This window comes from Actinophytocola glycyrrhizae, from assembly GCF_042653545.1.
Classification (GTDB): Bacteria; Actinomycetota; Actinomycetes; order Mycobacteriales; family Pseudonocardiaceae; genus Actinophytocola; species Actinophytocola glycyrrhizae.
The window spans coordinates 1-26,152 of the sequence record NZ_JBHSIS010000028.1; the positions used below are offsets into that span (position 1 = coordinate 1).

The window sequence follows — 26,152 nt, forward strand, 5'->3', positions numbered from 1 at the left end:
GCTCGACGGGGATGGTCACCAACCCGAAGTTGATGGCTCCGCTCCAGATCGGTCGCGCCACTGCTACTGCCCTCCACCTGGCCGTTGCGTCATGGTCATGATGGCCCCTTTCCAGCCACGACGCACCCGTCCCACCACTTTCGGCATGCGAAGTTTGCGTCCCGAACCACCCGGGTACCTCACCGGCGAACAGGTCAAGCGCGAAGGTGTGAAGGAGCCAGCCATGGTGGACGTCTCCCGGCTGCCCGGTCCGATCTCGGAAACATGGGACTGGCAGCGACTGGCTGCCTGCCGCGGCCAGAACAGCGACATGTTCTTCCATCCCCGGGCCGAGCGCGGTCAGGCGAGGGAAGAACGGGTCGCGCGGGCGAAGGAGGTTTGCCGAGGCTGCCCGGTCATCGTGGAGTGCCGCCACCACGCGCTGACCGTGTACGAGCCCTACGGCATCTGGGGCGGGCTCGACGAGTCCGAGCGCCGCGCCGCCTACGCCCACCGCAAGAAACTGCAGATCAGCGAGGCGGGTTGACCAGCTCGACCACCGCATCGACCACGCGCGACCCGGCCAGCAGGACCGGGTCGTTGTGGTCTGCGCCCGGTACCGCCACGACCCGAACCGGGCCCGCCGCCGCGTCGGCGACCGCCCGGCTCTGCGCGGGCGGCACGATCGAGTCGGCCGACCCGTAGACCACGGTCGTCGGCACGTCGATCCGCCGCACGTGCTCGACGACGGGGAAGCGGTCGCGCAACAGCATGCGCACCGGCAGGAACGGGTAGTGCTCGGCGGCGGTGTCGGCCAGCTCGGTGAACGGGGACCGCAGCAGCAGCGCGGCCGGCGGGTGCTCGACGGCCAGCTCGGTCACCACCCCGCCGCCGAGGCTCTCCCCGAAGTAGACCAGCCGGTTCCCCGGCACGCGCAGCTCGTCGACCAGGTGGTCGCGGGCGGCCCGGACATCGAGCGCGAGCCCGTCCGCGCTGGGGTCGCCGGGGTTGCCGCCGTACCCGCGGTAGTCGAACAGCAGCACTGAGAGCCCTTCTGCCCGCAGCGCCGCGGCCAGCTCGGTCCGGTGGGTCCGGTCGCCTCCGTTGCCGTTCGCGACGAGGACAGTGAACCCCAGGTCGGGGCCGGTGGGCGGGACGTGCCATGCCCCGAGCGTGAGTCCGTCGGCGGTGGTCAGCCGCACGTCGCGGGCACCGGGCAGCACCTGCGCGGCAGGCGGCACCGGCCCGCCGGAGGGCAGGTAGATCAGCTTCCGCTGGAAGGCGTACGCCAGCGTGAGCACGACCACCACCGCGACGACCACCACGGTCGCGCCGACCCACACCCATCGAGGCACCCGCCCAGTGTCCCCGAAGTGCCTTTCATTAGGGTTTTGTGGGTGCTGACCATGCAGGACGCGTTGCTCGCCTTGACCAAGTACTGGACCGACCGGGGTTGCATGATCGTGCAACCGTTCAACACCGAGGTCGGTGCCGGCACGCTCAACCCGGCGACCATCCTGCGCGTGCTCGGTCCGGAGCCGTGGCGGGTGGCCTACGTCGAGCCCAGCGTGCGGCCCGACGACGCCCGGTACGGTGAGAACCCCAACCGGCTGCAGACGCACACCCAGTTCCAGGTGATCCTCAAGCCCGACCCGGGCGACCCGCAGGAGCAGTACCTGCGGAGCCTGACGGCACTGGGCATCGACATCGACGCCCACGACATCCGCTTCGTCGAGGACAACTGGGCCAACCCGGCGACGGGGTCATGGGGCCTTGGCTGGGAGGTGTGGCTGGACGGGCTGGAGATCACCCAGTTCACGTACTTCCAGCAGGCGGGCGGCATGAGCCTCGACCCGGTGTCGGTCGAGATCACCTACGGCGTCGAGCGGATCATCATGGCGCTGCAGGGCGTCAGCCACTTCAAGGACATCCAGTACGCGCCGGGCATCACCTACGGCGAGGCGTTCGGCCAGTCCGAGTACGAGATGAGCCGCTTCTACCTCGACGACGCCGACGTCGAGACGCAGAAGCGCCTGTTCGCCGACTACGCGAACGAGGCGCGCCGCATGCTCGACGCGCGGCTGCCCGTGCCCGCCCACCTGCACGTGCTCAAGTGCTCGCACACGTTCAACGTCCTGGACTCCCGCGGCGCGGTCTCCACGACCGAGCGTGCGAGGGCGTTCGCCAGGATGCGCGGCCTTGCCCGCGAGGTGTCGGCGCTGTGGGCGGAGCGCCGCGAGGAGCTGGGGCACCCGCTCGGCGTGTCGGCGCTCCCGGACGCCGCGACCGCGCCGTCGTCGTTCGCGGAGGTGACGGCTCCCGCGCCGCTGCTGTTCGAGATCGGCACCGAGGAACTGCCGCCGCACGAGGTGACCCGCAGCGCGGCCGCGGTCCGCGACGCGGTCGCGGCGAAGCTGGCGGCCACCAGGCTGGACCACGGCGAGGTGGTGGCGCACGCGACCCCGCGCCGCATCGTGGTGCTGGCCGACGACGTGGCCCCCCGTGAGCCGGACGCGGAGCGGTTCGTCCGCGGCCCGCGCGCCCAGGCGGCGTTCGACGCCGACGGCGCGCCGACGAAGGCGGCGCAGGGTTTCGCACGCGGCCAGAAGATCGATCCGTCGGAGCTGGAACGCGTCGAGCAGGACGGCGTCGAGTACGTCGGCGTGACGAAGACCGACCACGGGCGCGGCGCGCTCGAGGTGCTGAGCGGTGTGCTCGGCGAGGTGGTCGCGGAGCTGCGCGCCGACAAGAACATGCGGTGGAACGACAGGAAGCTGTCGTTCACGAGGCCGGTCCGCTGGCTGGTGGCACTGCTCGGTGACCAGGAGATCCCGGTGACGGCGTCGTCGCTGACGGCGGGCCGCACCACCCGCGTGCACCGCACGGCCGCCGAGCCGGTGGTCCCGGTCGCCACGGCAGGCGGCTACCTCGGTTTCCTCGCGGAGCACGGCATCGTCGCGTCGGGGCCGGTCCGCCGCGAACAGATCCTGAAGGCGGCAAGGGACCTGGCGGCCACGGTGGGCGGCACGATCGACGAGGGCGCCGAGGCCGGCCTCATCGACGAGATCACCAACCTGGTCGAGGAGCCCAACGCCATCCTGGGTGGTTTCTCGGAGACGTATCTCGAGCTGCCGCAGGAGATCCTGACGACGGTCATGCGCAAGCACCAGCGCTACCTGCCGGTGCGCACGGCGTCGGGGGAGCTGCTGCCCCACTTCGTCGCGGTGGCCAACGGCGCGTGTGACCGGGACGCGGTGCGCGCGGGCAACGAGGGCGTGCTCCGGGCCCGCTACGAGGACGCGAGCTTCTTCTGGCGCGCGGACCTGAAGGTGGCCCCGGAGACCATGAAGGCGGGCCTGGCAAGGCTGGCGTTCGAGGAGAAGCTCGGCTCGATGGCCGACCGTGCCGCCCGCATCGCTGCGGTGGCGGGCGCTCTGGGCACCGAACTGTCCACAACGGACCGTTCCACCCTGGACCGCGCGGCGGCACTGGCGAAGTTCGACCTGGCCTCACAGATGGTCATCGAACTGACCAGCCTCGCGGGTGTCATGGCCCGCGAGTACGCGGCCCGCTCCGGCGAACCCAAGGCGGTCGCCGAGGCACTGTTCGACATGGAACGCCCCCGCTCGTCGGCGGACCGCCCGCCGGCAACGCTCCCCGGCGCGGTACTGGCACTGGCGGACCGGTTCGACATGCTGGTCGGGCTGTTCGCCGTCGGTGCCGTCCCCACCGGGAGTTCGGACCCGTTCGGCCTGCGAAGGGCGGCGGCGGGAGTCATCGCCATTCTGCGCGCACACCCGGAACTGTCGCCCATCACCCTGGCTCGCGGCCTGTCCTCGGCGGCGGCCCAGGTGCGGGCACAGGGCATCGAGGTGCGGGACGGGACACTGGCGGAGGTGGAGGAGTTCGTCGTCCGGCGGTACGAACAGCAGCTGCTGGACGCCGGGCACGACCACCGCCACGTGGCGGCGGTCCTTCCGCTGGCCGGCGCGCCCGCCGCCGCGGAAGCCACGTTGCGGGAGATCGAGCAGCGGGCCGGGGATGCGGAGTTCGCTGCCCTGGTGGCGGCTTTGCAGCGGGTCCGCAGGATCGTCCCGGCCGACACCCGCGCGGAGTACGACCCGGCGGGCCTGACCGAGCCCGCGGAGGCCGCGCTGCACCAGGAACTGGTGAAGGCGAAGGACGCCATGACCGCTCCGGCGCTGGCCGACTTCGTGCTGGCCGCCACCCCGCTCACCGCCCCGATCAACACGTTCTTCGACGACATCCTCGTGATGGCGGAGGATCCCGGTGTCCGAGCCGCCCGGCTGGGACTGCTGGCGACGATCCGGGACCTGGCCGCACCGGTCCTGGACTGGCAGGCTCTGGGGACCAGTTTCGCCCCTGAGTGACCCCGGCTGGTGGCGCGGGGTTCTTCGCTGTTCCGTTGTCCTGCTCGTGGCGGTTGTCCTCGCCGGACGGGCAGGTCTGCGACAGCCCAAGGCGTCGGTCCGGCCCCGCGAGAAGTGGTGTTGCTCCAGGGACCTACATCTTGGGTGTGCGCCGGTGGGGTGCGCGCCCATGCGGCTGGCTCGGCGCTTTCCGTGCGGGTAGCGCCGGGATGGGCCGCCGCTCGACGGCGCCGAGTGCCAGCGGTACCCCCTCGCCGTGGTGCCGGACCGTCAGCGACGGCCCTTCCAGCAGCGTGTACGACGCGCTGTCCCGGTCGATCTCCACCGCGAACCGGCTTTCCCGGTAGGTCAGGCGGAACGCGAGCCGGGTCAGCTGATCCGGCAGCCGCGGCGCGAACGCGAGCGACCGTTCGTGGTCACGCATGCCACCGAACCCGGCGACCGCGACCGTCCACGCACCGGCGAGCGACGCGATGTGCAGTCCGTTGCGCACGTTGGCGTGCAGGTCGTGCAGGTCGGTCAGCGCGGCCTCGGCGAAGTAGTCGTACGCGAGGTCGAGGTAGCCGACCTCGGCGGCCATCACCGCCTGCACGCACGCCGACAACGACGAGTCGCGCACGGTGAGCGGCTCGTAGTAGTCCACGTTGCGGATCTTCTGTTCCGGCGTGAAGTGGTCGCCGCGCGTGTACATGGCCATGACGAGGTCGGCCTGTTTCACGACCTGCTTGCGGTAGAGGTCGAAGTACGGGTAGTGCAGCAGCAGCGGGTAGTGCTCCTCCGGCGTGTTCTCGAAGTCCCACCGCGCGTGCTCGGTGAACCGCTCGGACTGCGGGTGCACCCCGAGCATCTCGTCATAGGGGACGACCATCTTCTCGGCGGCCGTACGCCACGCCTTCGACTCGTCGTCGGTGACCCCGAGCCGCTCCGCGACCGCGGGCTGCCGCTCGCACACCGCCAGCGCCTCGCGCAGATTCCGTTGCGCCATCAAGTTGGTGTACACGTTGTTGTCGACCACCGCGGAGTACTCGTCCGGTCCGGTGACACCGTCGATGCGGAACCCGCCGTGCAGGTCGTGGTGCCCGAGCGAGCACCACAGCCGTGCCGTCTCCACCAGGATCTCCGCGCCGTGGTCGCGTTCGAACTCGACGTCGTCGGTGGCGGCGAGGTACCGGACGACCGCGTCGGCGACGTCGGCCGACACGTGGAACGCCGCGGTGCCCGCGGGCCAGTACGCCGAGCACTCGGCACCGTTGATCGTCCGCCACGGGAACGTGGCGCCGCGCAGGCCAAGCGCGTCCGCGCGTTCGCGGGCCTTGTCGAGCGTCGAGTGGCGCCAGCGGAGGGCGTCGCGGGCGGCCTCCGGCACGGTGTAGGTGAGCACCGGCAGCACGAAGGTCTCGCTGTCCCAGAAGGTGTGACCGTCGTAGCCGGGCCCGGTGAGGCCCTTGGCCGGGATCGCGCGCAGCTCGCCGCGGGCACCCGCCTGCAGGACGTGGAACAACGCGAACCGCACCGCCTGCTGCAGTTCCGCGTCGCCATCGATCTCGACGTCGGACGAGGCCCAGAAGTCGTCGAGGTACGCGCGCTGCTCGGCGAGCAGCCCCGCCCAGCCGGTCTGCATGGCACCCGACAACGCGGCGTCCACCTGCGCGCGCAGCGCGGGCGCGGACCGGCGGGCCGACCAGCCGTACGCGACGTACTTGGTGACCCGCAGCCGCGAACCCGACGGCACGTCGACCGCCGCGGTCAGGCGCGCGAGGTCCGCCTCGGCGTGGATGTCGCACCGCAGCCCGTCGTCGGTGTCCAGCTCGTGGTTCATCCCGGCGGCGACCCGCAGCCCGGACTTGGGGGTCTGGTGCACGAGCACGGCGTGCCGGTCCTGCGCGAACGCGTCCTCCGCGACGAGCGGCGAGTTGAGGGTCGCGGCCACACGCGGGTCCTTCGACGCGGTCTCGATCGGCTCGTTCGCCAGCAGATCGGACTGGACGACCAGCTGCAGGTCGCCGTCGAGCGGCTCGACCTCGTAGTGGATCGCGGCGACGGCGCGCTGGGTGAACGACACCAGCCGCTCGGTGCGCACCCGCACACGCCTGCCGGTCGGCGACTCCCACACGGTGTCCCGGCGCAGCGTGCCGGACCGGAAGTCCAGGACGCGGTGGTGCTCGACCGCGCGGCCGTACCGCATGTCGAGCGGCTCGTCCTGCACCAGCAACCGGATGATCTTGCCGTCGGTGACGTTGACGACGGTCTGGCCGTCCTCCGGGTAGCCGTAGCCCGCCTCCGCGTAGGGGAGGGCGTGCTGCTCGTAGAAGCCGTTCAGGTAGGTGCCGGGCAGAACCCTCGGTTCGCCCTCCTCGAGGGAACCGCGTATGCCGATGTGCCCGTTGGACAACGCGAAGACCGACTCGGTGCGTTCGAGCGCACCGAGATCGAGCGAGTTCCAGCGCAGCTCCCAGGGATCGACCTGAAACCCGTGACTCACGACGACCCCTCGCAGGCTCCGGGGCGCCGCTCGCGGCCGCCCTGTGTCCGATGGTTCGCTCCGCAAGCTCCGCTCACAAGTCTCCCAACAGCTCGGCGAGGTCGGTGACGACGATGTCCGCGCCGTGCGCGCGCAGCTCGTCGGCCTGGCCGACCCGGTCGACACCGACGACGAACCCGAAATGGCCCGCCTTCCCGGCCTGCACACCGGACAGCGCGTCCTCGAAGACGGCCGCGTTGGCAGGTGCGGTGCCCAGCGCCTCGGCACCCGCGACGAACGAGTCCGGCGCGGGCTTGCCGTGGAGCTTCCGCTCGGCGATCACCAGGCCGTCGACCCGCGCCTCGACGTACCCGGACAGGTCGGCGGCGTTGAGCACCGCCTCGCCGTTGGCCGACGAGGTCACGACCGCGATCCGCAGCCCGGCCTTCTTCGCCGCGTCGAGGTACCGCACGGAACCGGGGAAGGGGTTGACGCCCCGCTCGGCGATGATCTGCTGCACGAGCACGTTCTTGCGGTTGCCGACGCCCTGGACCGAGTCGTCCGACGGCTCCGCGTCCGGCGGCCCCTCCGGCAGGTCGATGCCCCGGGAGAGCAGGAAGGTGCGCACGCCGTCGAAGCGCGGGCGGCCGTCGACGTGGTTGTTGTAGTCGGCCTCGGTGAACTCCGGCAGCCCCCGTGCCACCAGTAGCGGGTCGAAGGTCTCCTTCCACGCCGCGCGATGCAGCGCGGCGGTGCCGGTGAGGACACCGTCGAGGTCGAACAGGCATGCGGTGATGTGGTCTGGCAAGCCGATCACGATGTGCACGCTACCTGCCGCCGCGATCAGCCGCCCGACGTCGAGAAGGTGAGTCGCGGCAGCTCCCGCTCCGGGACGGACCCCGACGGCACGCTCCCGGTCCGGGTCGCGCCCATGGCGAGGTAGAACGCCTCGGCGAACGGGTCGGCGTCGATGGTGAGGGTGTGGATGCCCGCCGCACGGGCGCACTCGACCGCGTGTGTCCACAGCGCCCGCCCGACCCCGCGCCCGATGTGCCCCGGGTCGACGAACATCTGCCCCAGCTCGGCGGCGGGCGGCCCGCCGTCGAGGGTGTACATGCCGACGACGGTGCCGTCCAGCTCGGCCACCGTGGTGCGCCGCGCCGCCACCTCACCCTCGGCGATGGTCAGCTCGTCCCGGCAGGCGGCGAGGAACGCGTCGTCGTAACCCCAGTGTCCTTTGGACCGCAGGGCGAGCGCGCTGAGCAAGGCCGCTTCGCCCGGCCGCGCGGGTCGCAGTCGCACACCGCCACTCTGCCATCAGTCCACGCCGATGTGCTTTCGCAGTGTGGCCACGAAGCGTTCGTCGAACTCCTCGTAGCGGGTGCGCAGGCGGGTGCCGGGCCAGTCGCGGGGGAGCAGTTCCGGGGGGAGCAGCGGGTCGGCGAGGAAGTGGCGCAGAACCGCCGCCGCCAGGATGAACGTCGACGCGAGGTCGGTGGCCTCGTCGAGCGCCGACTCCAGTTCGCGTGCGCGTGCCGCCCATCCCGGCAGGTCCCACAGTGTGCCCGTCACGTCGGTCTCCGGGCGGCCGGACAGGAACGTGCACTGCTCCACCACCGCTCCCGGCCGCTCCCGGACGAGGTTGGCCGGGCGCAGCCACGTGCCCTCGCGCAGTTCGGCGAGGCGCAGTCCGGTCATCGCGGTGCGGAACGCGGTGCGTTCGGCCGGGGAGCGGCGGGCGGCGGTGACCACCGCGATCTCCCAGTCGCCGTTCCACGGGATCGTCGAAGGGGAACGGCTCTGGTCCTGCCGCGCCTGGCGGTCGCGCAGCCTGCTGGTCAGCTGATAGTCGCCGTCGACCTGGGTCAGGTCGCCTGCCGCGACCATCCGGGACAGCGCCACCCGGATGGTGCCCTCCGCGATGCCGAACAGCTCGCCGACCCGCACGAGGCTGCGGGCGGGCAGGCGCGGGGGGTGGGCGCCCAGCAGCGTGCTCAGCACCGCGGACCTGGCGGTCAACGGGCGCGTTACGCTCTGGTGTCGCATGTCGAAGAAATGTAACATCACCACCATGCCGTCGACACACGTGGTCACGAACCAGGTCCCGCCGCTCACCGGGCACGACGTCGCCGCCGACGAGGCGCTCATCGAGGGCCTGCGCAGGCACGGTGCGGCCTGGGCCGAGGACGAGGTGCGCGAGCTGGGCCGTCTCGCGGGCGGCGAGCAGGCCCAGGAGTGGGGCAGGCTCGCCAACGAGCACCCGCCGGTCCTGCGCACGCACGACCGCTACGGCAACCGGATCGACGAGGTCGAGTACCACCCGGCCTACCACGAACTGATTACCGTCGCGGTCGAGCGCGGCCTGCACGCGGCGCCGTGGCGCGACGACCGGCCGGGCGCGCACACCGCTCGCGCGGCCCGTTTCTACACGTGGGGGCAGGTCGAGGCGGGGCACGGCTGCCCGATCTCCATGACCTACGCGGTGGTCCCCGCCCTGCGGCACGACAAGGAGCTGGCCGACCGGTACGAGCCGCTGCTCGCCGCGACCACCTACGACCCCGGTCTGCGCGTGCCGGACACCAAGCGCGGGCTCACCGCGGGCATGTCGATGACCGAGAAGCAGGGCGGTTCCGACGTCCGCGCCAACACCACGCGCGCGGTGCCGCGGCCCGACGGCAGCTACCTGCTGACCGGCCACAAGTGGTTCACCTCCGCGCCGATGTGCGACCTGTTCCTCGTGCTCGCGCAGGCGCCGGGCGGGCTGTCGTGCTTCCTGCTGCCGCGCGTCCTGCCCGACGGCACCCGCAACCGCATGCACCTGCAGCGCCTCAAGGACAAGCTGGGCAACAAGTCCAACGCGTCGTCCGAGGTGGAGTACGACGACGCGGTCGCGTGGCTGGTCGGCGACGAGGGCGATGGCGTCCGCACGATCATCCAGATGGTCAACATGACCCGGCTCGACTGCGTGATCGGCGGCGCGGCGGGCATGCGGCTCGGTGTCGTGCAGGCGGTCCACCACGCGACACACCGGCAGGCGTTCGGCGCGCACCTGGTCGACCAGCCGCTGATGGCCAACGTGCTGGCCGACCTCGCGGTCGAGTCCGAGGCCGCGACGACGCTGGCGATGCGGCTCGCCGGCGCGACCGACCGTGCGCTGGCCGGTGACCAGTCCGAGGCGGCGTTCCGCAGGCTGGGCCTCGCGGTCAGCAAGTACTGGGTGACCAAGCGGGCGGCCGCGCACGCGTCCGAGGCGCTGGAGTGCTTCGGCGGCAACGGTTACGTCGAGGAGTCCGGCATGCCACGGCTCTACCGGGACGCGCCGCTGAACTCCATCTGGGAGGGCTCCGGCAACGTGGCGGCGCTGGACGTGTTGCGTGCCATGGGTACCGTTGAGGCGTTCCTGGCGGAGGTGGACACCGCGGCGGGCGCCGACGCCCGGCTCGACTCGGCGGTCGCCGACCTCCGCAAGCGGCTGGCCGCCGGTCCCGACCAGGCAACGGCACGCCGCCTGGTGGAGCGGATGGCGTTGACGCTGCAGGGTTCCCTGCTGGTCCGGTACGGCCACCCCGCGGTCGCCGACGCGTTCTGCGCGTCCCGTCTTGACGGTGACTGGGGGGTCGCGTTCGGCACGCTGCCCTCCGGGGTGGACACGAAGGCGATCATCGCCAGGGTCATGTGAGCCGCAGCAGGTCCCAGCGGTTGCCGTAGAGGTCGCGGAACACCGCGACCGTGCCGTACACCTCGGTGCGCGGTTCCTCCTCGAAACGCACCCCGGCGGCGATCATGCGGGAGTGCGCGGCGGCGAAGTCGTCGACGTTGAGGAAGAACCCGACCCGCCCGCCGTGCTGGTCGCCGACCCTGGCCTCCTGCTCGGCGCCGACCGCGCGGGCGAGCAGCAGCCCGGTCTGCCCGCCTGGCGGGTCGACGACCACCCAGCGCTTGTCGCCCTGCGGCAGGTCCTCGCGGAGTGTGAACCCGAGCGCGCCGGTGAAGAAGTCGATCGCCTCGTCGTAGTCGCGCACCAGCAACGCGACGAGCCCAAGGTGTGCCATGGCCCGATCCTGCCCTGTGCGCGGCCACACCGGCGGGCGCCTCGCCGGTGTGGTGACACTCAGCAGCAGCCTGTCGAGCAGCAGTCCGTGTCGCAGCAGTCGTCGGTCATCGGGTCACCTCCTCTCGGGTGCGCACCAGTTGCCCGGCTCCGGGTCGATGCACGGGCCGTCGGGGAGCGAGTCGACCATGCGGACGAGGTCGGACCGCAGTGCCGCGAGCCGGGCGGTCTCCTCGTCGATCTCCGTGATCCGGCGGCGCAGCAGGGTCTCCGCCGGCTCGCACGGGCACTCGCCCGTGTCGCGCAGGGACAGCAGTTCCCCGATCTCCCTCAGTCGGAGGCCAAGGCGCTGGCAGCCCTGGATGAACCGCAGCCGGTCCAGCGCGGACTCGGGGAACGCGCGGTAGCCGCCGGGGGTGCGGGGCGGTGGGGCCAGCAGTCCGGTCCGCTCGTAGTACCGCACCGTGTCGGGCGCGACGCCCGCCGCCGCGGCCAGTTCAGCGACTCGCATGGACCCGACGGTAAACCTTGGACCGCACTCCCATGTCAAGTCGGGACCCGACTGGCCGGACCATCCCCGGATGCGGCATCGTCAACGCCGCGCGAGGGCCAAACCGAGCTGTGGGAGTGATGGTTCATGCCGGGTGCCGAGGTCGATGTGGTCGTGGTCGGGATGGGGCCCGGCGGTGAGGACGTCGGCGCGCGGCTCGCGCGGGCCGGGCTCGACGTGGTCGGGGTGGACGGGCGCCTGGTCGGCGGCGAGTGCCCGTACTACGCGTGCATCCCGACGAAGATGATGATCCGTGCCACCGACGCGCTCGGCGAGGCCCGGCGGGTGCCGCTGCTGGCCGGCGCCGCCGACGTCACCCTGGACTGGGCGCCCGTGGCCCGCCGCATCCGCGAGGAGGCCACCGACAACTGGGACGACGGCGCCGCCGTCGAGCGGTTCGAGAACGCGGGCGGCACGTTCGTGCGCGGCTGGGGCCGCCTCACCGGGCCCCGCGAGGTCACCGTCACCACTCCCGACGGGAACGAGCGGGTGCTCACCGCCCGCCGGGGGGTCGTCCTCAACACCGGCACCGACCCGGCCGTGCCCGCGGTCGACGGGCTCGCCGAGACTCCCTACTGGACCAACCGCGACGCCGTCGCCGTCGAGGAGGTGCCGGGATCGCTCATCGTGCTCGGTGGCGGGCCCGTCGGGTGCGAGCTCGCGCAGGTGTTCGCCCGCTTCGGCGCCAAGGTCACCATCGTCCAGCACGCCGACCGCCTGGTCCCGGCCGACGAGCCGGAGGCGGGTGAGCTGCTCGCGAAAGCGTTTGCGGAGGAGGGCATCACCGTCCGCACCGGGCTGTCCGCCGCGCGGGTCAGCTTCGAGTCCGGGCAGTTCCAGGTGAAGCTCGACAACGGCGAGACCGTCAACGCCGACCGCATGCTCGTCGCCGCGGGCCGCAAGACCGACATGAAGGCGCTCGGCGTCGCCGCCGCCGGTCTCGACGACAGTGCCCGCGGCGTCACCGTCGACGAGCGGATGCGGGCCGCCGAGGGCCTGTGGGCGATCGGCGACATCACCGGGCACGGCGCGTTCACGCACATGTCGATGTACCAGGCCAGGATCGCCGCCGCCGACATCCTCGGCACCGACGGTGACGGCGCGGAGGTCGCCGACTACCGCGCCACCCCCCGGGTCACGTTCACCGACCCGGAGATCGGCTCGGTCGGCCTTTCCGAGGCCGCAGCCCGCGACAAGGGCCTCACCGTGCGGGTCGGGCTGTCCGAGCTGCCGAGCTCCTCGCGCGGGTTCGTGCACAAGGTCGGCAACAACGGGTTCGTCAAGGTCGTCGAGGACGCCGACCGCGGGGTGCTCGTCGGTGCGACGGCAGCGGGCCCCAACGGTGGCGAGGTGCTCGGCGCACTCGTCGTCGCCGTGCACGCGGAGGTGCCGGTCAAGCTGCTGCGCCAGATGATCTACGCGTACCCGACGTTCCACCGCGCGATCGAGGACGCACTCGCCAAGCTCGCCTGACCCACCGACTCGACCCCCATGCAAACCCGCGAGTCCCCCGTTCGGAACCCGCGAGTCTCCCGTTGGGAACCCGCGAGTCTCCCGTTCGCGACCGGTGAGTCTCCCGTTCGGAACCCGCGAGTCTCCCGTTCGCGACCGGTGAGTTGGCGGTTCGTGCGGCCCTTCGCTGGTCCGAACCGTCGACTCACCGGTCCTGAACGGGGAACTCGCCGGTCCTGAACGCGGGACTCGCGGGTTTTGAACGGGGGACTCGCGGGTTTTGAACGGGGGACTCGCGGGTTTTGAACGGGGGACTCGCGGGGTTTCAGGGGACTGGGGTTGGGCGGGGGGAGGTGCTGGTGACGGTTTGGGTTTGGGCTTGTTCTGCTGCTTGCAGCAGGGACTCCATGGTGTCCAGTACGTGGTAGGCCAGGGTGCCGTTCGCGCGGTGTTCTGTGTTCGTCCTCAGTGCGGTGGCCAGGTCCGCCACTCCGGTGCCGCGGCCCGCGTTCCGGTGGCCCGCGCTCACCGGGACCGTGCGCCACTCCCTGCCTGGCTCGTACAGCTTCACCTCGCCGGCGAAGCCGTTCGGGTCCGGGACCGACAGCGCGCCGTTCGTGCCGTACACCTCGATGTGCGGCAGGTTCGCGGCCCACACGTCGAAGCTCATCATCAGCGTGGTGACCGCGCCGTTCTCGTGCTCCAGCACACCGGCCACGTGGGTGCGCACGTCCACCGGGAACTCCGTGCCCGCCCGGGGACCGCTCCCGATCACCCGCGACGCGCGCGGTGTCGACGCCAGGCCCGTCACCCTGCGCACCGGACCGAGCAGCGTCACCAGCGCGGTCAAGTAGTACGGCCCCATGTCGAACAGCGGCCCGCCGCCCGGCCGGTAGTAGAACTCCGGGTCCGGGTGCCAGCGTTCGTGCCCCGGCGTCACCATGAACGCCGTCGCCGCCACCGGTGTGCCGATCGCGCCGTCGTCCAGGCAGCGGCGCGCGGTCTGCGTGCCGGTGCCCAGCACGGTGTCCGGCGCGCAGCCGACCCGCACCCCGGCCGAGGAAGCCGCGGCCAGCACCTCCCGCCCCTCCTCGGTGGACAGTGCGAGCGGCTTCTCGCTGTACACGTGCTTCCCGGCCGCGATCGCCGACAGCGCGACCGCCGCGTGCGCCCTCGGGATCGTCAGGTTCAGCACCAGGTCCACGTCGTCGGCCGCGTAGAGCTCGGCGGGCCGCATCATCCGCACGTCCGGCACCGTGCGTGCCGGGTCCAGGTCGGCGGCCGCCACCAGCGACACCCCCGGCAGCCGGGGGAGCGTGTCGAGGTACTGGCGGCTGATGTTGCCGATGCCGACCAGCCCGACCCTCAGCGTGTCGCCCACAGCAGGCCCTTCGTGATCGTCTCGTGCACGGGCGGCACCGCCAGGTCGGCCATCCGGTGACCGATCGTCGTCACGAACACCCGGCCGGCGCCGTGCCGCCGCACCCACATCACCGGCATCGTCGGCGTGCCGATCTCCGGCCGGTCCGGGTCGGGCAGGTACTCCGTGGTCGCCAGCACCTCGTTGCCGGGGTCGGTGTGCACGTAGTACTGCTCGCTGTGCACCTCGAACGGCCCCATGTCCGCGACGACCTCGTGGTTGCCGACCGGGTGCACCACGTAGGACACGAAGTCCCTGTGGTGGTGGACGAACTGGCCGCCGGTCAGCAGGTGGTAGCCGGGCTGGTCGCGGAACGCGTCCACGATCCCGCCGTGCCAGCCTGCGAACCCCGTACCCGCGCTCACCGCCGCGAGGAGCCCCGTGAGCTGGGCCGACGTGATCGTGCCCATCGTCCAGCACTGGACGATCAGGTCGGTCCCGGTCAGGTCGTCGAGATAGGAGTCCAAAGTGGACGATTCGGTGACCGTGTAGCCCTGTTCGGTCAGGAACCCCGCGTACCGGTCGGTCGTCGTGACCGGGTCGTGGCCGTCCCAGCCACCACGCACCACGAGCGCTCGTTTCACAGCCATGCCCACACAGTATCCGCGCGCGGACTCACTGGGCGGCTTCCACCGGCGGGGTGAACATGCGCTCCACGAACTCGGCGCCGAACTCCCACGCGCCGGGGATCAGCAGCAGCCCGAGGACCGTGAACACGGGGAACACCAGCAGGCGCTCCACGCGCTTGCCGGTGCGCAGCCGCAGTACCTTCGGCGGCCGCAGTTCGTACCACGTCTCGCCCGCGATCGGGATCGGGAACAGGAACGGGCAGCCGGACTCGGTGATCGCGTCGCCGAGGCAGTGCGTGATGCAGCCGACCGCGACCGCGAAGCCCATCAGGCCGGACAGCTCGCCGAGGTCCGCGAGCGGGTCGGGCCCGGCCTGGTCGAGCCACCACACCACCGCGGCCGCGGACACGACGATCATCCAGTCGCCGAGCGCGTCCTGGGCCAGCAACAACCCCAGCACGGCCACCGCGGCGACCGCGTACGGGCCACCCGCCTCCGTGCCCGCGCTCGCGGCCATGCCGAGACCCACCGCGAACAGCACGGTGTGCGACAGGTGCCGGTGCGTGCCGCGTTTGCGTTCGTCGCGCGGGCCCTTCGTGACCGAGTAGAGCGCGGCCGACGCGTGCCGCAACAACCACGACACCGCACGGGAGATCGGGCCGAGCAGCTTGGACGCGCGTGCGTGCGGGTGGTCGAGGTCGGGCAGTAGCGCGAACCCGGCCGTGGTGACGGCGAACAGCACCGCCTGCTCGATCGAGGCCGCGCCGACGAACTCCGCGACGGCAAGCCCCGCGCACCAACCGGTCAGCGCGTGCGTTCGGCCCATCATCGGCGGCGCCCCCATCATTCGTCGTCGATGATCAATTATGGGGGCGGCGGACCGGGCACGTCCATGGCACGCCGAAAGTCTTGCGGGGTGCGCGAGGATGACCGGCATGAGAGTTCGCACCCTGCTTGCGGCCGCCTTCCTCGGGCTGGCCGGAACACTCGTCCCCACCACGACCGCGGCCGCGGCCCCGATCTGCGCGGACCCGGCCGCACCGCTCACCGTCGAGGAGCGGCGGCTCGCGTTGCCCGCGACGGCGGAGATCCTGCGGCGCAGTGGTTTCGACCGCTTCGAGCGCGTGTTCACGCCGTCGCTGTGCCTGCTGCCCAACCGCAGGGCCGCCGCCGCGGCGATCAGCGTGCAGGGCCGCGCGCTGTGGTCCGCCGCGGTGGCGCGGGCACAGGGCAAGCTGCCGCCTGGCACGCTGCCCGTGACCGACGACCGTCCCCTGTACTGGGCGCGGCTGCAGCTGACGAAGGCGTTGCGGCAGTGGACACCGTCGTTCGCGCTGACGCCCGCGGACCGGGCGGCGCTCGTCGACGCGCTGGACAGGGCGTCCAGGGGCCAGGACTCGATCGCCTACCCGAGGAACACGCGCAAGGTGCTGGTGACCGGCTTCGACCCGTTCCAGCTGGACCAGGACATCCGGCGCAGCAACCCCTCCGGTGTCAACGCGCTCGCACTCGACGGCACCGTGCTCCAGACCGCGGCGGGCCCGGCCCGGGTCGAGACCGCGATGTTCCCGGTGCTGTGGGACCCGTTCGCGGCGGGCGTGGTGGAGCGGACGGTCCAGCCGTGGCTCGGCAGGGTCGACCTGTTCACCACGGTCAGCCAGGGCCGCGTCGGCCGCTTCGACGTCGAGCGGTACAACGGCCGCTGGCGCGGCGGTTACCCGGACAACGACAACGTGTCGCGCACCGGGGTGATCCCGATCCCGGCCGGGGTGCCGACGGTGCTCCCGGCGCCGGAGTTCGTGCCGACGACACTGCCGTACGCGGCGATCGTCGCCGCCCCGACCGGCCGTTTCCCGGTCTACGACAACACGTCGGTGACCGAGATCCCCGCCGGCCAGACCGTGCCGGTGGTGTCGCCGACCGGCCCGACGCCGGGTTCGGTGGCCCGCGCCGGGGGCGGCGGTGACTACCTGTCGAACGAGATCGCGTACCGGGCGACGCTGCTGCGGGACGCGCTCGGCCTGACCACCCCCGGCGGGCACCTGCACACACCGGTGTTGCAGTTCGGTCCCGGCAACACGACCGAGCTGACCGACCCGGTGTTCGAACAGAACCAGCGTGACATCGTCGACCAGATCCGCGCGGTGCTCACAGTCGCGCTAGCGGCAGGTAAGGGATGAGGTAACGCAGTGCCTGGGCGGCGTGCGCGGTGTCACCGCGCACGACCGCCCATGCCCTCGGCCGCCCGCGCGCGGTGGCACCCGGCTCGAACGGCGGCGCGGCCTCGGGCCCGCGCGTGACGTGGAACGACGGCGCACCACCGAAACCGGGCAGCGCGGCGGGTTCCCCGGCAGCGGAGAAGAACGCGCTCACCGCGTCGCGCACCGGACCGGCGCCCGCGTGCGTGACGACCACGGCCCCGCCGCCGCCGACGAGCACGACGACCGCCGGGTCGTAGCGGTCGAGCAGCACCCCGGCCGACGCGGCGCCAGAAGGCGCGACCACGAGATAGGCCACACCGGAGGGCATCGCCATGCGCCCGGTGTGGAACCGCCGCCCGCGTGCCACCCCGAGCACGTCCAGTACGACCCCGGTGTCCCCGGCCACCTCGGCGACGACCCCCACGTGCCACCCGTCCCCGAGTGCTGCCGCCCCGCGCGGGCTCATCCCAGCAGCGGCCGGACTTCGGACGCGATCAGGTCCAGGTGCTCCAGGTCGGTCATGTCGAGGATCTGCAGGTACACCCGGGTCGCGCCGGCGTCGGCGTACTGGCGCAGCTTCGCGGCCGCCTCCCGCGGGCTGCCCGCGGCGCCGTTGGCCTTCAGTTCGTCGACCTCGCGGCCGATGGCGGCGGCGCGGCGGGCCACCTCGGCGTCGTTCCTGCCGACGCATGTCGCGACCGCGGCGGAGTACACCAGCTCACGGCCCGCCGCGGCCTCGCGGACGCGGCCGAACTGCGCCGCGGTGTCCGCGGGGGAGGCGAACGGCACGTTGAACTCGTGCGCGTACTTCGCGGCGAGCGCGGGGGTGCGGGTGGGGCCGAGCCCGCCGACGACCACCGGGACCGGGGACTGGACCGGCTTCGGCAGCGCGGGGGAATCCGTGAGCTGGTAGTACTTCCCGTCGAAGGTGTACTTCTCGCCGACGGGCGTCGACCACAGGCCGGTCACGATCTCGAGCTGCTCGGCGAGCCGGGCGTGGCGCGCCGACGGGAACGGGATGCCGTACGCGCGGTGCTCCGCCTCGAACCAGCCGGTGCCGAGCCCCATCTCGACCCGGCCGCCGGACATCTGGTCGACCTGCGCCACCTGGATCGCGAGCACACCGGGCAGGCGGAACGTCCCGGCGGTGACCATCGTGCCGAGCCGGATGGCCGAGGTCTCCCGGGCGAGGCCGGCCAGCGTCACCCACGCGTCGGTGGGTCCTGGCATGCCGTCGCCGGACATGTGCAGGTAGTGGTCGGAGCGGAACCAGGCCGAGAAGCCGAGCTCCTCGGCCGCCTTCGCCATCGTGAGCTGGGTGTCGTAGGAGGCACCCTGCTGCGGTTCGGTCATGATGCGGAGATCCATGACCGCCATTCTGCGCCTCCGCGAAACGACGCCGCGAACGCTACGGCTGCGCCGAGAGGTGCAGGCACACGCCGACGCCGACGGTCAGGATGCCGAACACCATGAGGATGGCGCTCGCAGCGACCGCACCGGTGAGGAACAGCAGCGCACCGGTCACGTCCACCGCGATCGTGCCCGCGGTCCGCATCTTGTTCGACGGCGGTGGCTGGTGCTCCCGCAGCATCCTCGTGAACGCCGGATCGGACTCCTCGAACCAGCGCTCGATCTCCTGCAGATGCCGGTCTTCGTCGTGGCTGAGCATTGCCGACTCCCACGCTCGTGGCCGGGCCTCGCCCCGCCGCGCTGTCCTGACGTCGGCCGGTTACCCGCTCCCGGCGGTTCAAACCCCCCGTCAGTGGTACCGGCGCGCGTCGGCGACCGACTCGTAGACGAAGAACATCTCCTCGGTCCTCGTCAGCTCCATCGTCCGCAGCACCAGCGGGCCAGGCACGAGCGCGAGCCGCACGCCGTTCGCCTCGGCGAGCGTGCTGAGGCGGACCAGGGTCGCGAGGCCGAGCGACCCGAAGAACGTCACGTCGGTCAGGTCGACGACCACGCAGGGGGTGCCGTCCAGGTGGTCCTCGAGCGCGCTGGCGAGCTCTGGTGCGGTGACCAGGTCGATCTCTCCGAACACGGTCAGGACCACACAGTCCGGCGCCGGTCTCGCGATACGCAACCGCACGTTCTCTGACACGGGAAGTCCTTTCTACGCCTGTGAGGGGACCTGCACGGCCACGATCGCGATGTCGTCGCGGTGTGGCTCCGGGGAGAAGTCGTCGACGGCCTGCCGCACCGCGGCGATGACGCCGTCCGCGGTGCTGGGTGTCGCGCGACGCAGTGCGTCGGCGAGCCGGTCCTGGCCGAACTGGTCCACGCCGCGGCGGTGCTCGGTCACGCCGTCGGTGTAGAACACGAGCGTGTCGCCCGCCATCAGCACGTGCCGGGTCGGGTGTACCGCGAACCGGCGCACCAGCCCGACCGCGCTGCCGTGCGTGCCGAGGTAGCTCACGGTCCCGTCCTCGTGCACCAGCGCGGGCTGCTCGTGCCCGGCGAGCACCAGCTCCACCGCGAGCGAGGTCGGCGTGGTGTCCTGGCGCGTGATGAGCGCGAGCGCGACGGTCGCGAACTGCGACGGGTCGCCTGCCTCCAGCATCATCTCGTTGAGCAGCTCGAAGGTCCGGTCCAGCGGCTGGCCGTCACGCAGCAGGACACGCAGCACGTCCCGGACGAGGCCGGTGCGGGCAGCGGCGCGCGGGCCCTTGCCGCACACGTCGCCGACGACCGCCAGCCAGCGGTCCTCGCCGAGCGCCAGCACGTCGTAGAAGTCGCCGCCGACGTCCGCGCCCGCGCTCACCGGCAGGTACGCGGCCGCGAACCGGACGCCGTCGGCGACCGGCAGCGCGCGGGGGAGCAGCGCCTGCTGGAGTGCCTGGGAGGTCGCCGCGTGGGCGCTGTCGCGTTGCGCGTTGTCCAGTGACTGCGCCGCCCGGCGCGCGAGCTCGGTGAGGATCAGCAGCTCCTCCGGCCGGTGCACGCGTTCGACTGGCCTGCCGACGCTGACCGTGCCGATGGTGCGGCCGCCGACCCGCAGCGGCACCGCGACCCCGTCGAGCGGCGCACCGAGCCCGGCGGCCTGGGTGCCGTCGGCCAGCAGGGTGGTCAGCGCGCCGCCGTCCTCGCTGAGCGGCGCGAGCCAGGACCGCAGCTCGGCCATCTCGTCCTCGCGCACGTGGGTGAGCGCCTCGAGCCGCAACCTGCCCCGTTCGTCGAGCAGGTGCAGCGCACACCACCGGCCCAGCCGCGGCACCAGCACCTGCGGCACGATCGCCGCGGTCAGCCGCACGTCGAGGGAGTTGCCGAACATCTCGGTCGCCTCGGCCAGGTAGGACATCCACAGCCACTGCTCGCGGTCCGCACTGTGCTGTTTGTCCGCCTCGACGGCCAGGGTGACGCGCTGCGCGGTCAGCACCGCCAGCTCGGTGGCACCCGGCGCATCGGTGTAGACGGTCAGCCGTCCCGACCTCGGCGGTTCGAGCGGCAGCGCGGTCACCACCTCGTCGCCCGCCTTCTCGCCGTACGTGGCGAGCAGCTCCTCGCCGGTGTCGTCGGCCAGCACGACCGTGCCGCCCGCCGCGCCGAGCACGTCGCACAGGCGGCGCAGCAGCTCGGTCACCAGCACCGGCAGCTGTGCGGGTGGCGACGGCAGGTGCAGCAGCCAGCGCGCGGTCTCCGGGTCGGGCCACGCCGAGGCGGCGGGTGCGGCGGGTGCGGCGGGTTCCGATGGCGGGGTGGTGGCCCGCAGCGTGAACCACACGCGGTGGCCGTCGCTGTCGTGCCTGCTGCCCCACGCGGCGGCGACCGTGTCGACCAGCAGCAGCCCCCGGCCGTGGGTGGCGCGGCGCGAGCCCGCCGCCGGTGGCACAACCCTGCGCAGCTCCATCGGCGTCGAGCCCTGGTCGGTGATCGCGACGGTCAGCTCGATGCCGTTCGCGGTGAGGTCGACGGTGAAGCCGGTGCCCGCGTGCAGCACCGCGTTCTCGCACAGCTCGCTGGTGAGCAGCACCGCGTCGTCGGCCAGCTCGTCGAGCTCCGCCTCGGCGAGCGCGGACCGCAGGAACCGGCGCGCCGCGCTCGGCGCGCCGGCGTCACCAGGGAACCTGGCACGTCGTACGAACGGAGGCCGCACGGATCCGCCTCCCCGGAGTCGATTGTGTCGGTTGTGTCTCAGCAGTCTGCCGGGTGGCGGCAGACGGTGGTGACGGGGTCGCTTCCCGCTCGTTCCCGGGCCGGAATTCGCACGCTCGTAGACTCTGTGCAAGCGCGAACTACTGGAGGCGACTCATGTCCGCACCAGACGTCACGGCCCCCGAGCAGGACCTCGACGGTCTGCTGGAGGAACTCGTGGCGGCGACGACCGCTGTCCGCAAGGGCCAGTTCGACGTGCGCATCGCACGTCGCGCGGGCCTTGCCGGCCAGGTCGTGGACGGTTTCAACGCGGTGATGGAGCTGCAGGAACGCCGCAACCGCGACCTGTTGCGGATCAGCAGAGTCGTCGGCCGCGAGGGCCGGATGACGGAGCGGATGGACTCCGACCAGCTCGACGGTTCGTGGGCGTCCGGCGCGGTCGCCGTGAACTCGCTGATCGACGACCTCGCACGGCCGACGTCGGAGATCGCCAGGGTGATCGCGGCCGTCGCCGAGGGTGACCTGTCCCAGCACATGGCCCTGGAGATCGAGGGCAGGCCGCTGCGGGGTGAGTTCGACCGCATCGGGCGGACCGTGAACACGATGGTGGACCAGCTGTCGTCGTTCGCCGACGAGGTCACCAGGGTGGCGCGTGAGGTGGGCACCGAGGGCATCCTCGGTGGTCAGGCCGACGTGCACGGCGTGTCCGGCACCTGGCGAGCGCTCACCGACTCGGTGAACACGATGGCGTCCAACCTGACCAACCAGGTGCGGTCGATCTCCACGGCGGCCACGGCCATCGCCAGGGGCGACCTGTCCCGCAAGATCACCGTCAGCGCGCGCGGCGAGATCGCGGAGCTGGCCGAGACGATCAACTCGCTGACCGACACGCTGCGGGTGTTCGCGCACGAGGTCACGCGGGTGGCCCGCGAGGTGGGCACCGAGGGCCGCCTCGGTGGCCAGGCGACCGTGCCGAACGTGGCCGGGACGTGGAAGGACCTGACCGACGCGGTGAACCAGCTCGCCGCGAACCTGACCGACCAGGTGCGCAACATCGCGCAGGTGACGACCGCGGTGGCGAAGGGCGACCTGTCGCAGAAGATCACGGTGGACGCGCGCGGTGAGATCGTGGCGCTCAAGGACACCGTGAACACGATGGTGGACCAGCTCTCGTCGTTCGCCGACGAGGTCACCAGGGTGGCCCGTGAGGTGGGCACCGAGGGGCAGCTCGGCGGGCAGGCTCAGGTCGAGGGCGTGTCCGGCACGTGGCGGAACCTGACCGAGAGCGTGAACCAGCTGGCGGGGAACCTGACCGACCAGGTGCGCAACATCGCGCAGGTGACGACGGCGGTGGCGAAGGGTGACCTGTCGCAGAAGATCACGGTGGACGCGCAGGGCGAGGTCCTGGCGCTGAAGTCGACGGTGAACACGATGGTGGACCAGCTCTCGTCGTTCGCCGACGAGGTGACCCGGGTGGCCCGTGAGGTGGGCACGCAGGGCAAGCTGGGTGGTCAGGCGCAGGTGAAGGGCGTGGCCGGGACGTGGCGCGACCTGACCGACAACGTGAACAACATGGCCTCGAACCTGACCGGTCAGGTTCGCAACATCGCGTCGGTCGCGACGGCGGTGGCCGAGGGTGACCTGTCGCAGAAGATCACCGTGGACGCGCAGGGTGAGATCCTGGCGCTGAAGTCGACGGTGAACACGATGGTGGACCAGCTCTCGTCGTTCGCCGACGAGGTGACGCGGGTTGCGCGTGAGGTGGGCACGGAGGGCAAGCTGGGTGGTCAGGCGCAGGTGAAGGGCGTGGCCGGGACGTGGCGCGGCCTCACCGACACGGTCAACTACATGGCGTCGAACCTGACCGGTCAGGTCCGCAACATCGCGCAGGTGACCACCGCCGTGGCGAAGGGCGACCTGTCGCAGAAGATCACCGTCGACGCGCAGGGCGAGATCCTCGAGCTGAAGTCGACGGTGAACACGATGGTGGACCAGCTCTCGTCGTTCGCCGACGAGGTCACGCGGGTGGCCCGTGAGGTGGGCACGGAAGGCAAGCTGGGTGGTCAGGCGCAGGTGAAGGGCGTGGCCGGCACCTGGCGCGACCTCACCGACAACGTCAACTACATGGCGTCCAACCTGACGAGCCAGGTCCGCAACATCGCGCAGGTCGCGACCGCGGTGGCCGAGGGTGACCTGAAGCAGAAGATCACCGTCGACGCGCAGGGCGAGATCCTGGCGCTCAAGAAGACCGTGAACACGATGGTGGACCAGCTCTCGTCGTTCGCCGACGAGGTGACCCGCGTGGCCCGTGAGGTGGGCACGGAAGGCAAGCTGGGTGGTCAGGCGCAGGTGAAGGGCGTGGCGGGCACCTGGCGCGACCTGACCGAGAACGTGAACCAGCTCGCGACCACGCTCACCATCCAGCTCCGCGCGATCGCGGGCGTTTCGACGGCCGTGACCCGGGGCGACCTGACCCAGCAGATCGGCGTGCAGGCCAGCGGCGAGGTCGCCGAGCTGAAGGACAACATCAACCAGATGATCGTGACGCTCCGCGAGACCACCGCGGAGAACGCGAACCAGAACTGGCTCGACTCCAACCTGGCCCGCATCGGTGGGCTGCTGCAGGGGCAGCGCGACCTCACCGCCGTCTGTCAGATGATCATGAACGAGGTCGTGCCGCTGGTGAACGCCCAGGCAGGCGCGTTCTACCTCGGTGCCGACGGCGGTGTCCCGACGTGGCGGCTCGCCGCGTCCTACGGCCTTGGCACCGACGACGTCCAGGTCAGCTTCGGCCACGGTGAGGGCCTCGTCGGGCAGGCCGGGGTGACCAAGCAGCCGATCGTCGTGCGCGACTCCCGCGCGGGCTTCACCCCGATCCGCTCCGGCATGGGCGCGTTCACACCGTCCGTGCTGGCCGAGGTGCCGGTGCTGGTGGAGGGCGAGCCGGTCGGCGTGCTGGAGATCGCGTCCGTCGGCGACTACTCCGAGCTGCACCTGGCGTTCCTCGAACGGCTCGTGCAGACCGTCGGCGTGGCCATCAACACGATCCGCGCGAACCTGCGCACCGAGGAGCTGCTCGGCCAGTCGCAGCGGCTCGCGGTCGAGCTGCAGAACCAGTCGGCCGAACTCCAGCGCACCAACGCGGAACTGGAGGACAAGGCGTCGCTGCTCTCCGAGCAGAACCGCAACATCGAGATCAAGAACCTGGAGATCGAGGCGGCGCGGCGGCGCGTGGAGGAGAACGCGCAGCAGCTCGCGCTCGCCAGCCAGTACAAGTCCGAGTTCTTCGCGAACATGAGCCACGAGCTGCGCACGCCGCTGAACTCGTTGCTGCTGCTCGCCCGCCTGCTCGCGGACAACCCGGACGAGAACCTGTCGCCGAAGCAGATCGAGTTCGCCACCACGATCCACAACGCGGGCACCGACCTGCTCGCGCTGATCGACGACATCCTCGACCTGTCGAAGATCGAGGCGGGCCGGGTGACCATCGAGCCGGGCCCGGTCGACATCGCCGAGGTCGTCGCCGACGCGCGGCGGGCGTTCGGGGCGCAGGCGGAGGAGAAGGGCCTCACCTTCGAGGTGCTGGTCGCCGACGGCACGCCCGCCTCGGTGGTCACCGACGCGCAGCGGCTCGGGCAGATCCTGCGCAACCTGTTGTCGAACGCGGTGAAGTTCACCGAGCGCGGCACGGTCACGCTGACCGTGCTGCCGAAGGGCAGCGACGCGGTCGCGTTCTCCGTGCGGGACACCGGGATCGGCATCTCCGACGAGAAGTTCGAGATGATCTTCGAGGCTTTCCAGCAGGCCGACGGCACCACCAGCAGGCGCTACGGCGGCACCGGGCTAGGCCTGTCGATCTCCAAGGAGCTGGCGAGGCTGCTCGGCGGTTCGATCGCCGTGGAGTCGACACTGGGCGCCGGATCGACCTTCACGCTGTTCGTGCCGTTGGTGCTGCCGGGCGCCACACCGAAGCGGCTCACCTCGCTCGTCACCACCGAGGACGGGCTGCCCGCGATCGGCACGCCGATCCTGCGGTCCGCGGTCGGCGTGCCCGCGGTCGCACGCGAGCTGACCGGGGTGACCGTGCTGCTCGTCGACGACGACGTGCGGAACGCGTTCGCGCTGACCAGTGCGCTGGAACTGCACGGGATGACCGTGCTGTACGCGGACAACGGCACCGACGGGGTGCGGCTGCTCGGCGAGCACCCGGAGGTCGACATCGTCCTGATGGACGCGATGATGCCGAACATGGACGGGAACGAGACCACGAGACGCATCCGCCAACTGCCCGCGGGCGCGCAGACACCGGTGGTGTTCCTGACCGCCAAGGCGATGCCGGAGGACCGGGAGGCGAGCCTGCAGGCCGGCGCGGACGACTACGTCACCAAACCGGTGGACCTGGACCAGTTGCTCGACGTCGTGTCGTCGTGGGCGGTGGCGGAGTGACCGTCTCCGCCAAGGCACTGCTGGTCGACGACCGGCGGGAGAACCTTGTTGCCCTGGAAGCGATCCTGCAGGGGCTCGCGGTGGAGACGGTCGCCGTCACCAGTGGCGAGGAGGCGCTGAAACGCCTGCTGGTCGACGACTTCGCGGTGATCCTGCTGGACGCGTCGATGCCCGGCATGGACGGCTTCGAGACCGCCACCCACATCAAGCAGCGGGAACGCACGCGGCACATCCCGATCATCTTCCTGACCGCGCTGAACTACGACGCACGCCTCGCGTTCCGCGGCTACCAGATCGGCGCCGTCGACTTCATCACCAAGCCGTTCGACCCGTGGGTGCTGCGCTCCAAGGTGGCCGTGTTCATCGAGCTGTGGCTCAAGAGCGCCGAGCTGACCGTGCAGGCGGTGGAGCGGATGGCGTTGCACGAGGCGCTGTCGAAGGCCTTGTCACTGCTGGGGGCGGGCGACGAGGACGGCGCGGCCGGAGTGCTGCGGGACGCGCAGGCGCGGTACGCACGAGTCCGGATCTGAACGGTTCGCG

22 protein-coding genes are annotated in these 26,152 nt (G+C 71.6%); 7 read left to right on the top strand and 15 right to left on the bottom strand.

The annotated features are described in order from the left end of the window. Positions 1-223: 223 nt before the first annotated feature. A complete protein-coding gene (locus tag ACFPCV_RS37935; protein ID WP_378062394.1) occupies positions 224-526 on the top strand; it encodes a WhiB family transcriptional regulator in 303 nt (100 codons plus the stop codon). On the opposite strand, the gene ACFPCV_RS37940 is transcribed toward ACFPCV_RS37935, so the two are convergent. Next, on the bottom strand, positions 510-1,334 hold the full coding sequence (locus ACFPCV_RS37940) for an alpha/beta hydrolase (RefSeq protein WP_378062299.1): 825 nt from the start codon (positions 1,332-1,334) through the stop codon (positions 510-512). The two genes, ACFPCV_RS37935 and ACFPCV_RS37940, sit on opposite strands and share 17 nt — an antisense overlap. A 51-nt stretch (positions 1,335-1,385) precedes the next feature. On the opposite strand from ACFPCV_RS37940, the gene ACFPCV_RS37945 reads away from it, so the two are divergent. Continuing rightward, entirely contained in the window at positions 1,386-4,370 is a 2,985-nt protein-coding gene (locus tag ACFPCV_RS37945; protein ID WP_378062396.1) for a glycine--tRNA ligase, read from the top strand. 133 nt (positions 4,371-4,503) lie between these two features. Here the strand turns inward: ACFPCV_RS37945 and ACFPCV_RS37950 are convergent, their stop codons facing one another. The 4 genes from ACFPCV_RS37950 to ACFPCV_RS37965 all read right to left on the bottom strand — a co-directional run bounded on the left by ACFPCV_RS37950 (position 4,504) and on the right by ACFPCV_RS37965 (position 8,877). After that, positions 4,504-6,852: a glycoside hydrolase family 65 protein gene (locus ACFPCV_RS37950; protein ID WP_378062301.1), complete on the bottom strand. Its 2,349-nt coding sequence runs from the start codon at positions 6,850-6,852 to the stop codon at positions 4,504-4,506. A gap of 73 nt (positions 6,853-6,925) precedes the next feature. Continuing rightward, positions 6,926-7,648, bottom strand: coding sequence for an HAD family hydrolase (locus tag ACFPCV_RS37955; protein WP_378062303.1), 723 nt, complete (start codon positions 7,646-7,648; stop codon positions 6,926-6,928). Between the two features lie 26 nt (positions 7,649-7,674). Further along, positions 7,675-8,133 (bottom strand): GNAT family N-acetyltransferase, encoded by a 459-nt coding sequence (locus ACFPCV_RS37960; protein ID WP_378062305.1) that lies wholly within the window; start codon positions 8,131-8,133, stop codon positions 7,675-7,677. Positions 8,134-8,148: 15 nt separating this feature from the next. Then, positions 8,149-8,877: a PaaX family transcriptional regulator C-terminal domain-containing protein gene (locus tag ACFPCV_RS37965; protein ID WP_378062306.1), complete on the bottom strand. Its 729-nt coding sequence runs from the start codon at positions 8,875-8,877 to the stop codon at positions 8,149-8,151. 25 nt (positions 8,878-8,902) lie between these two features. Here ACFPCV_RS37965 and ACFPCV_RS37970 point away from each other — a divergent pair, with 25 nt between their 5' ends. After that, positions 8,903-10,510 (top strand): acyl-CoA dehydrogenase family protein, encoded by a 1,608-nt coding sequence (locus tag ACFPCV_RS37970; RefSeq protein ID WP_378062308.1) that lies wholly within the window; start codon positions 8,903-8,905, stop codon positions 10,508-10,510. Here the strand turns inward: ACFPCV_RS37970 and ACFPCV_RS37975 are convergent. Then, positions 10,503-10,883 carry a VOC family protein gene (locus ACFPCV_RS37975; RefSeq protein ID WP_378062309.1) on the bottom strand — a complete coding sequence of 127 codons (381 nt, stop codon included), beginning with the start codon at positions 10,881-10,883 and terminating at the stop codon, positions 10,503-10,505. The genes ACFPCV_RS37970 and ACFPCV_RS37975 overlap by 8 nt on opposite strands. Positions 10,884-10,997: 114 nt before the next feature. Beyond that, complete coding sequence (locus ACFPCV_RS37980) at positions 10,998-11,393, bottom strand: MerR family transcriptional regulator (RefSeq protein ID WP_378062311.1); 396 nt, start codon at positions 11,391-11,393, stop codon at positions 10,998-11,000. 126 nt (positions 11,394-11,519) lie between these two features. Between ACFPCV_RS37980 and ACFPCV_RS37985 the strand changes: the two genes are divergently transcribed. After that, positions 11,520-12,905: a dihydrolipoyl dehydrogenase family protein gene (locus ACFPCV_RS37985; protein ID WP_378062313.1), complete on the top strand. Its 1,386-nt coding sequence runs from the start codon at positions 11,520-11,522 to the stop codon at positions 12,903-12,905. Between the two features lie 304 nt (positions 12,906-13,209). Here ACFPCV_RS37985 and ACFPCV_RS37990 read toward each other — a convergent pair whose 3' ends face one another. The 3 genes from ACFPCV_RS37990 to ACFPCV_RS38000 are packed head-to-tail and all read right to left on the bottom strand — an operon-like array spanning position 13,210 to position 15,702. Beyond that, positions 13,210-14,265, bottom strand: coding sequence for a Gfo/Idh/MocA family protein (locus ACFPCV_RS37990; RefSeq protein ID WP_378062314.1), 1,056 nt, complete (start codon positions 14,263-14,265; stop codon positions 13,210-13,212). After that, positions 14,250-14,894: a ThuA domain-containing protein gene (locus ACFPCV_RS37995; RefSeq protein ID WP_378062315.1), complete on the bottom strand. Its 645-nt coding sequence runs from the start codon at positions 14,892-14,894 to the stop codon at positions 14,250-14,252. The genes ACFPCV_RS37990 and ACFPCV_RS37995 overlap by 16 nt, the downstream gene beginning before the upstream one ends. Before the next feature lie 25 nt (positions 14,895-14,919). Continuing rightward, the gene (locus ACFPCV_RS38000) at positions 14,920-15,702 is read right to left on the bottom strand and encodes a metal-dependent hydrolase (protein WP_378062317.1); all 783 of its coding nucleotides are present in this window, start codon (positions 15,700-15,702) and stop codon (positions 14,920-14,922) included. Positions 15,703-15,808: 106 nt separating this feature from the next. Between ACFPCV_RS38000 and ACFPCV_RS38005 the strand changes: the two genes are divergently transcribed. Then, positions 15,809-17,053, top strand: a complete 1,245-nt coding sequence (locus ACFPCV_RS38005) for a pyroglutamyl-peptidase I (protein WP_378062318.1) — start codon at positions 15,809-15,811, stop codon at positions 17,051-17,053. Here ACFPCV_RS38005 and ACFPCV_RS38010 read toward each other — a convergent pair. From ACFPCV_RS38010 to ACFPCV_RS38030, 5 genes are all read right to left on the bottom strand, one after another. Further along, entirely contained in the window at positions 17,022-17,540 is a 519-nt protein-coding gene (locus ACFPCV_RS38010; RefSeq protein WP_378062320.1) for a hypothetical protein, read from the bottom strand. The two genes, ACFPCV_RS38005 and ACFPCV_RS38010, sit on opposite strands and share 32 nt — an antisense overlap. Further along, positions 17,537-18,442, bottom strand: coding sequence for a TIGR03560 family F420-dependent LLM class oxidoreductase (locus ACFPCV_RS38015; RefSeq protein WP_378062322.1), 906 nt, complete (start codon positions 18,440-18,442; stop codon positions 17,537-17,539). The genes ACFPCV_RS38010 and ACFPCV_RS38015 overlap by 4 nt, the downstream gene beginning before the upstream one ends. Positions 18,443-18,482: 40 nt before the next feature. Next, positions 18,483-18,743 carry a DUF3040 domain-containing protein gene (locus ACFPCV_RS38020; RefSeq protein ID WP_378062323.1) on the bottom strand — a complete coding sequence of 87 codons (261 nt, stop codon included), beginning with the start codon at positions 18,741-18,743 and terminating at the stop codon, positions 18,483-18,485. 90 nt (positions 18,744-18,833) lie between these two features. Further along, the gene (locus tag ACFPCV_RS38025; protein ID WP_378062325.1) at positions 18,834-19,175 is read right to left on the bottom strand and encodes an STAS domain-containing protein; all 342 of its coding nucleotides are present in this window, start codon (positions 19,173-19,175) and stop codon (positions 18,834-18,836) included. A gap of 12 nt (positions 19,176-19,187) precedes the next feature. Next, positions 19,188-21,167: a SpoIIE family protein phosphatase gene (locus ACFPCV_RS38030; protein ID WP_378062326.1), complete on the bottom strand. Its 1,980-nt coding sequence runs from the start codon at positions 21,165-21,167 to the stop codon at positions 19,188-19,190. Between the two features lie 155 nt (positions 21,168-21,322). On the opposite strand from ACFPCV_RS38030, the gene ACFPCV_RS38035 reads away from it, so the two are divergent. Together ACFPCV_RS38035 and ACFPCV_RS38040 are read left to right on the top strand one after the other, a co-directional pair. After that, the gene (locus ACFPCV_RS38035) at positions 21,323-25,612 is read left to right on the top strand and encodes a HAMP domain-containing protein (protein WP_378062328.1); all 4,290 of its coding nucleotides are present in this window, start codon (positions 21,323-21,325) and stop codon (positions 25,610-25,612) included. Then, the gene (locus tag ACFPCV_RS38040) at positions 25,609-26,142 is read left to right on the top strand and encodes a response regulator (protein ID WP_378062329.1); all 534 of its coding nucleotides are present in this window, start codon (positions 25,609-25,611) and stop codon (positions 26,140-26,142) included. Before ACFPCV_RS38035 ends, ACFPCV_RS38040 begins: the two co-directional genes overlap by 4 nt. The last annotated feature ends 10 nt before the right edge of the window (positions 26,143-26,152 follow it).

What these genes read in the sequence shown, in the direction of transcription:
- ACFPCV_RS38005 (WP_378062318.1), top strand. Translation starts at nt 15,809, where the DNA reads ATGAGAGTTCGCACCCTGCTTGCGGCCGCCTTCCTCGGGCTGGCCGGA.
- ACFPCV_RS38015 (WP_378062322.1), bottom strand. Translation starts at nt 18,442, where the DNA reads ATGGATCTCCGCATCATGACCGAACCGCAGCAGGGTGCCTCCTACGAC.
- ACFPCV_RS37975 (WP_378062309.1), bottom strand. Translation starts at nt 10,883, where the DNA reads ATGGCACACCTTGGGCTCGTCGCGTTGCTGGTGCGCGACTACGACGAG.
- ACFPCV_RS37945 (WP_378062396.1), top strand. Translation starts at nt 1,386, where the DNA reads ATGCAGGACGCGTTGCTCGCCTTGACCAAGTACTGGACCGACCGGGGT.
- ACFPCV_RS38035 (WP_378062328.1), top strand. Translation starts at nt 21,323, where the DNA reads ATGTCCGCACCAGACGTCACGGCCCCCGAGCAGGACCTCGACGGTCTG.
- ACFPCV_RS37995 (WP_378062315.1), bottom strand. Translation starts at nt 14,894, where the DNA reads ATGGCTGTGAAACGAGCGCTCGTGGTGCGTGGTGGCTGGGACGGCCAC.
- ACFPCV_RS38010 (WP_378062320.1), bottom strand. Translation starts at nt 17,540, where the DNA reads ATGAGCCCGCGCGGGGCGGCAGCACTCGGGGACGGGTGGCACGTGGGG.
- ACFPCV_RS38020 (WP_378062323.1), bottom strand. Translation starts at nt 18,743, where the DNA reads ATGCTCAGCCACGACGAAGACCGGCATCTGCAGGAGATCGAGCGCTGG.
- ACFPCV_RS37980 (WP_378062311.1), bottom strand. Translation starts at nt 11,393, where the DNA reads ATGCGAGTCGCTGAACTGGCCGCGGCGGCGGGCGTCGCGCCCGACACG.
- ACFPCV_RS37985 (WP_378062313.1), top strand. Translation starts at nt 11,520, where the DNA reads ATGCCGGGTGCCGAGGTCGATGTGGTCGTGGTCGGGATGGGGCCCGGC.
- ACFPCV_RS37970 (WP_378062308.1), top strand. Translation starts at nt 8,903, where the DNA reads ATGCCGTCGACACACGTGGTCACGAACCAGGTCCCGCCGCTCACCGGG.
- ACFPCV_RS37935 (WP_378062394.1), top strand. Translation starts at nt 224, where the DNA reads ATGGTGGACGTCTCCCGGCTGCCCGGTCCGATCTCGGAAACATGGGAC.
- ACFPCV_RS37965 (WP_378062306.1), bottom strand. Translation starts at nt 8,877, where the DNA reads ATGCGACACCAGAGCGTAACGCGCCCGTTGACCGCCAGGTCCGCGGTG.
- ACFPCV_RS38000 (WP_378062317.1), bottom strand. Translation starts at nt 15,702, where the DNA reads ATGATGGGCCGAACGCACGCGCTGACCGGTTGGTGCGCGGGGCTTGCC.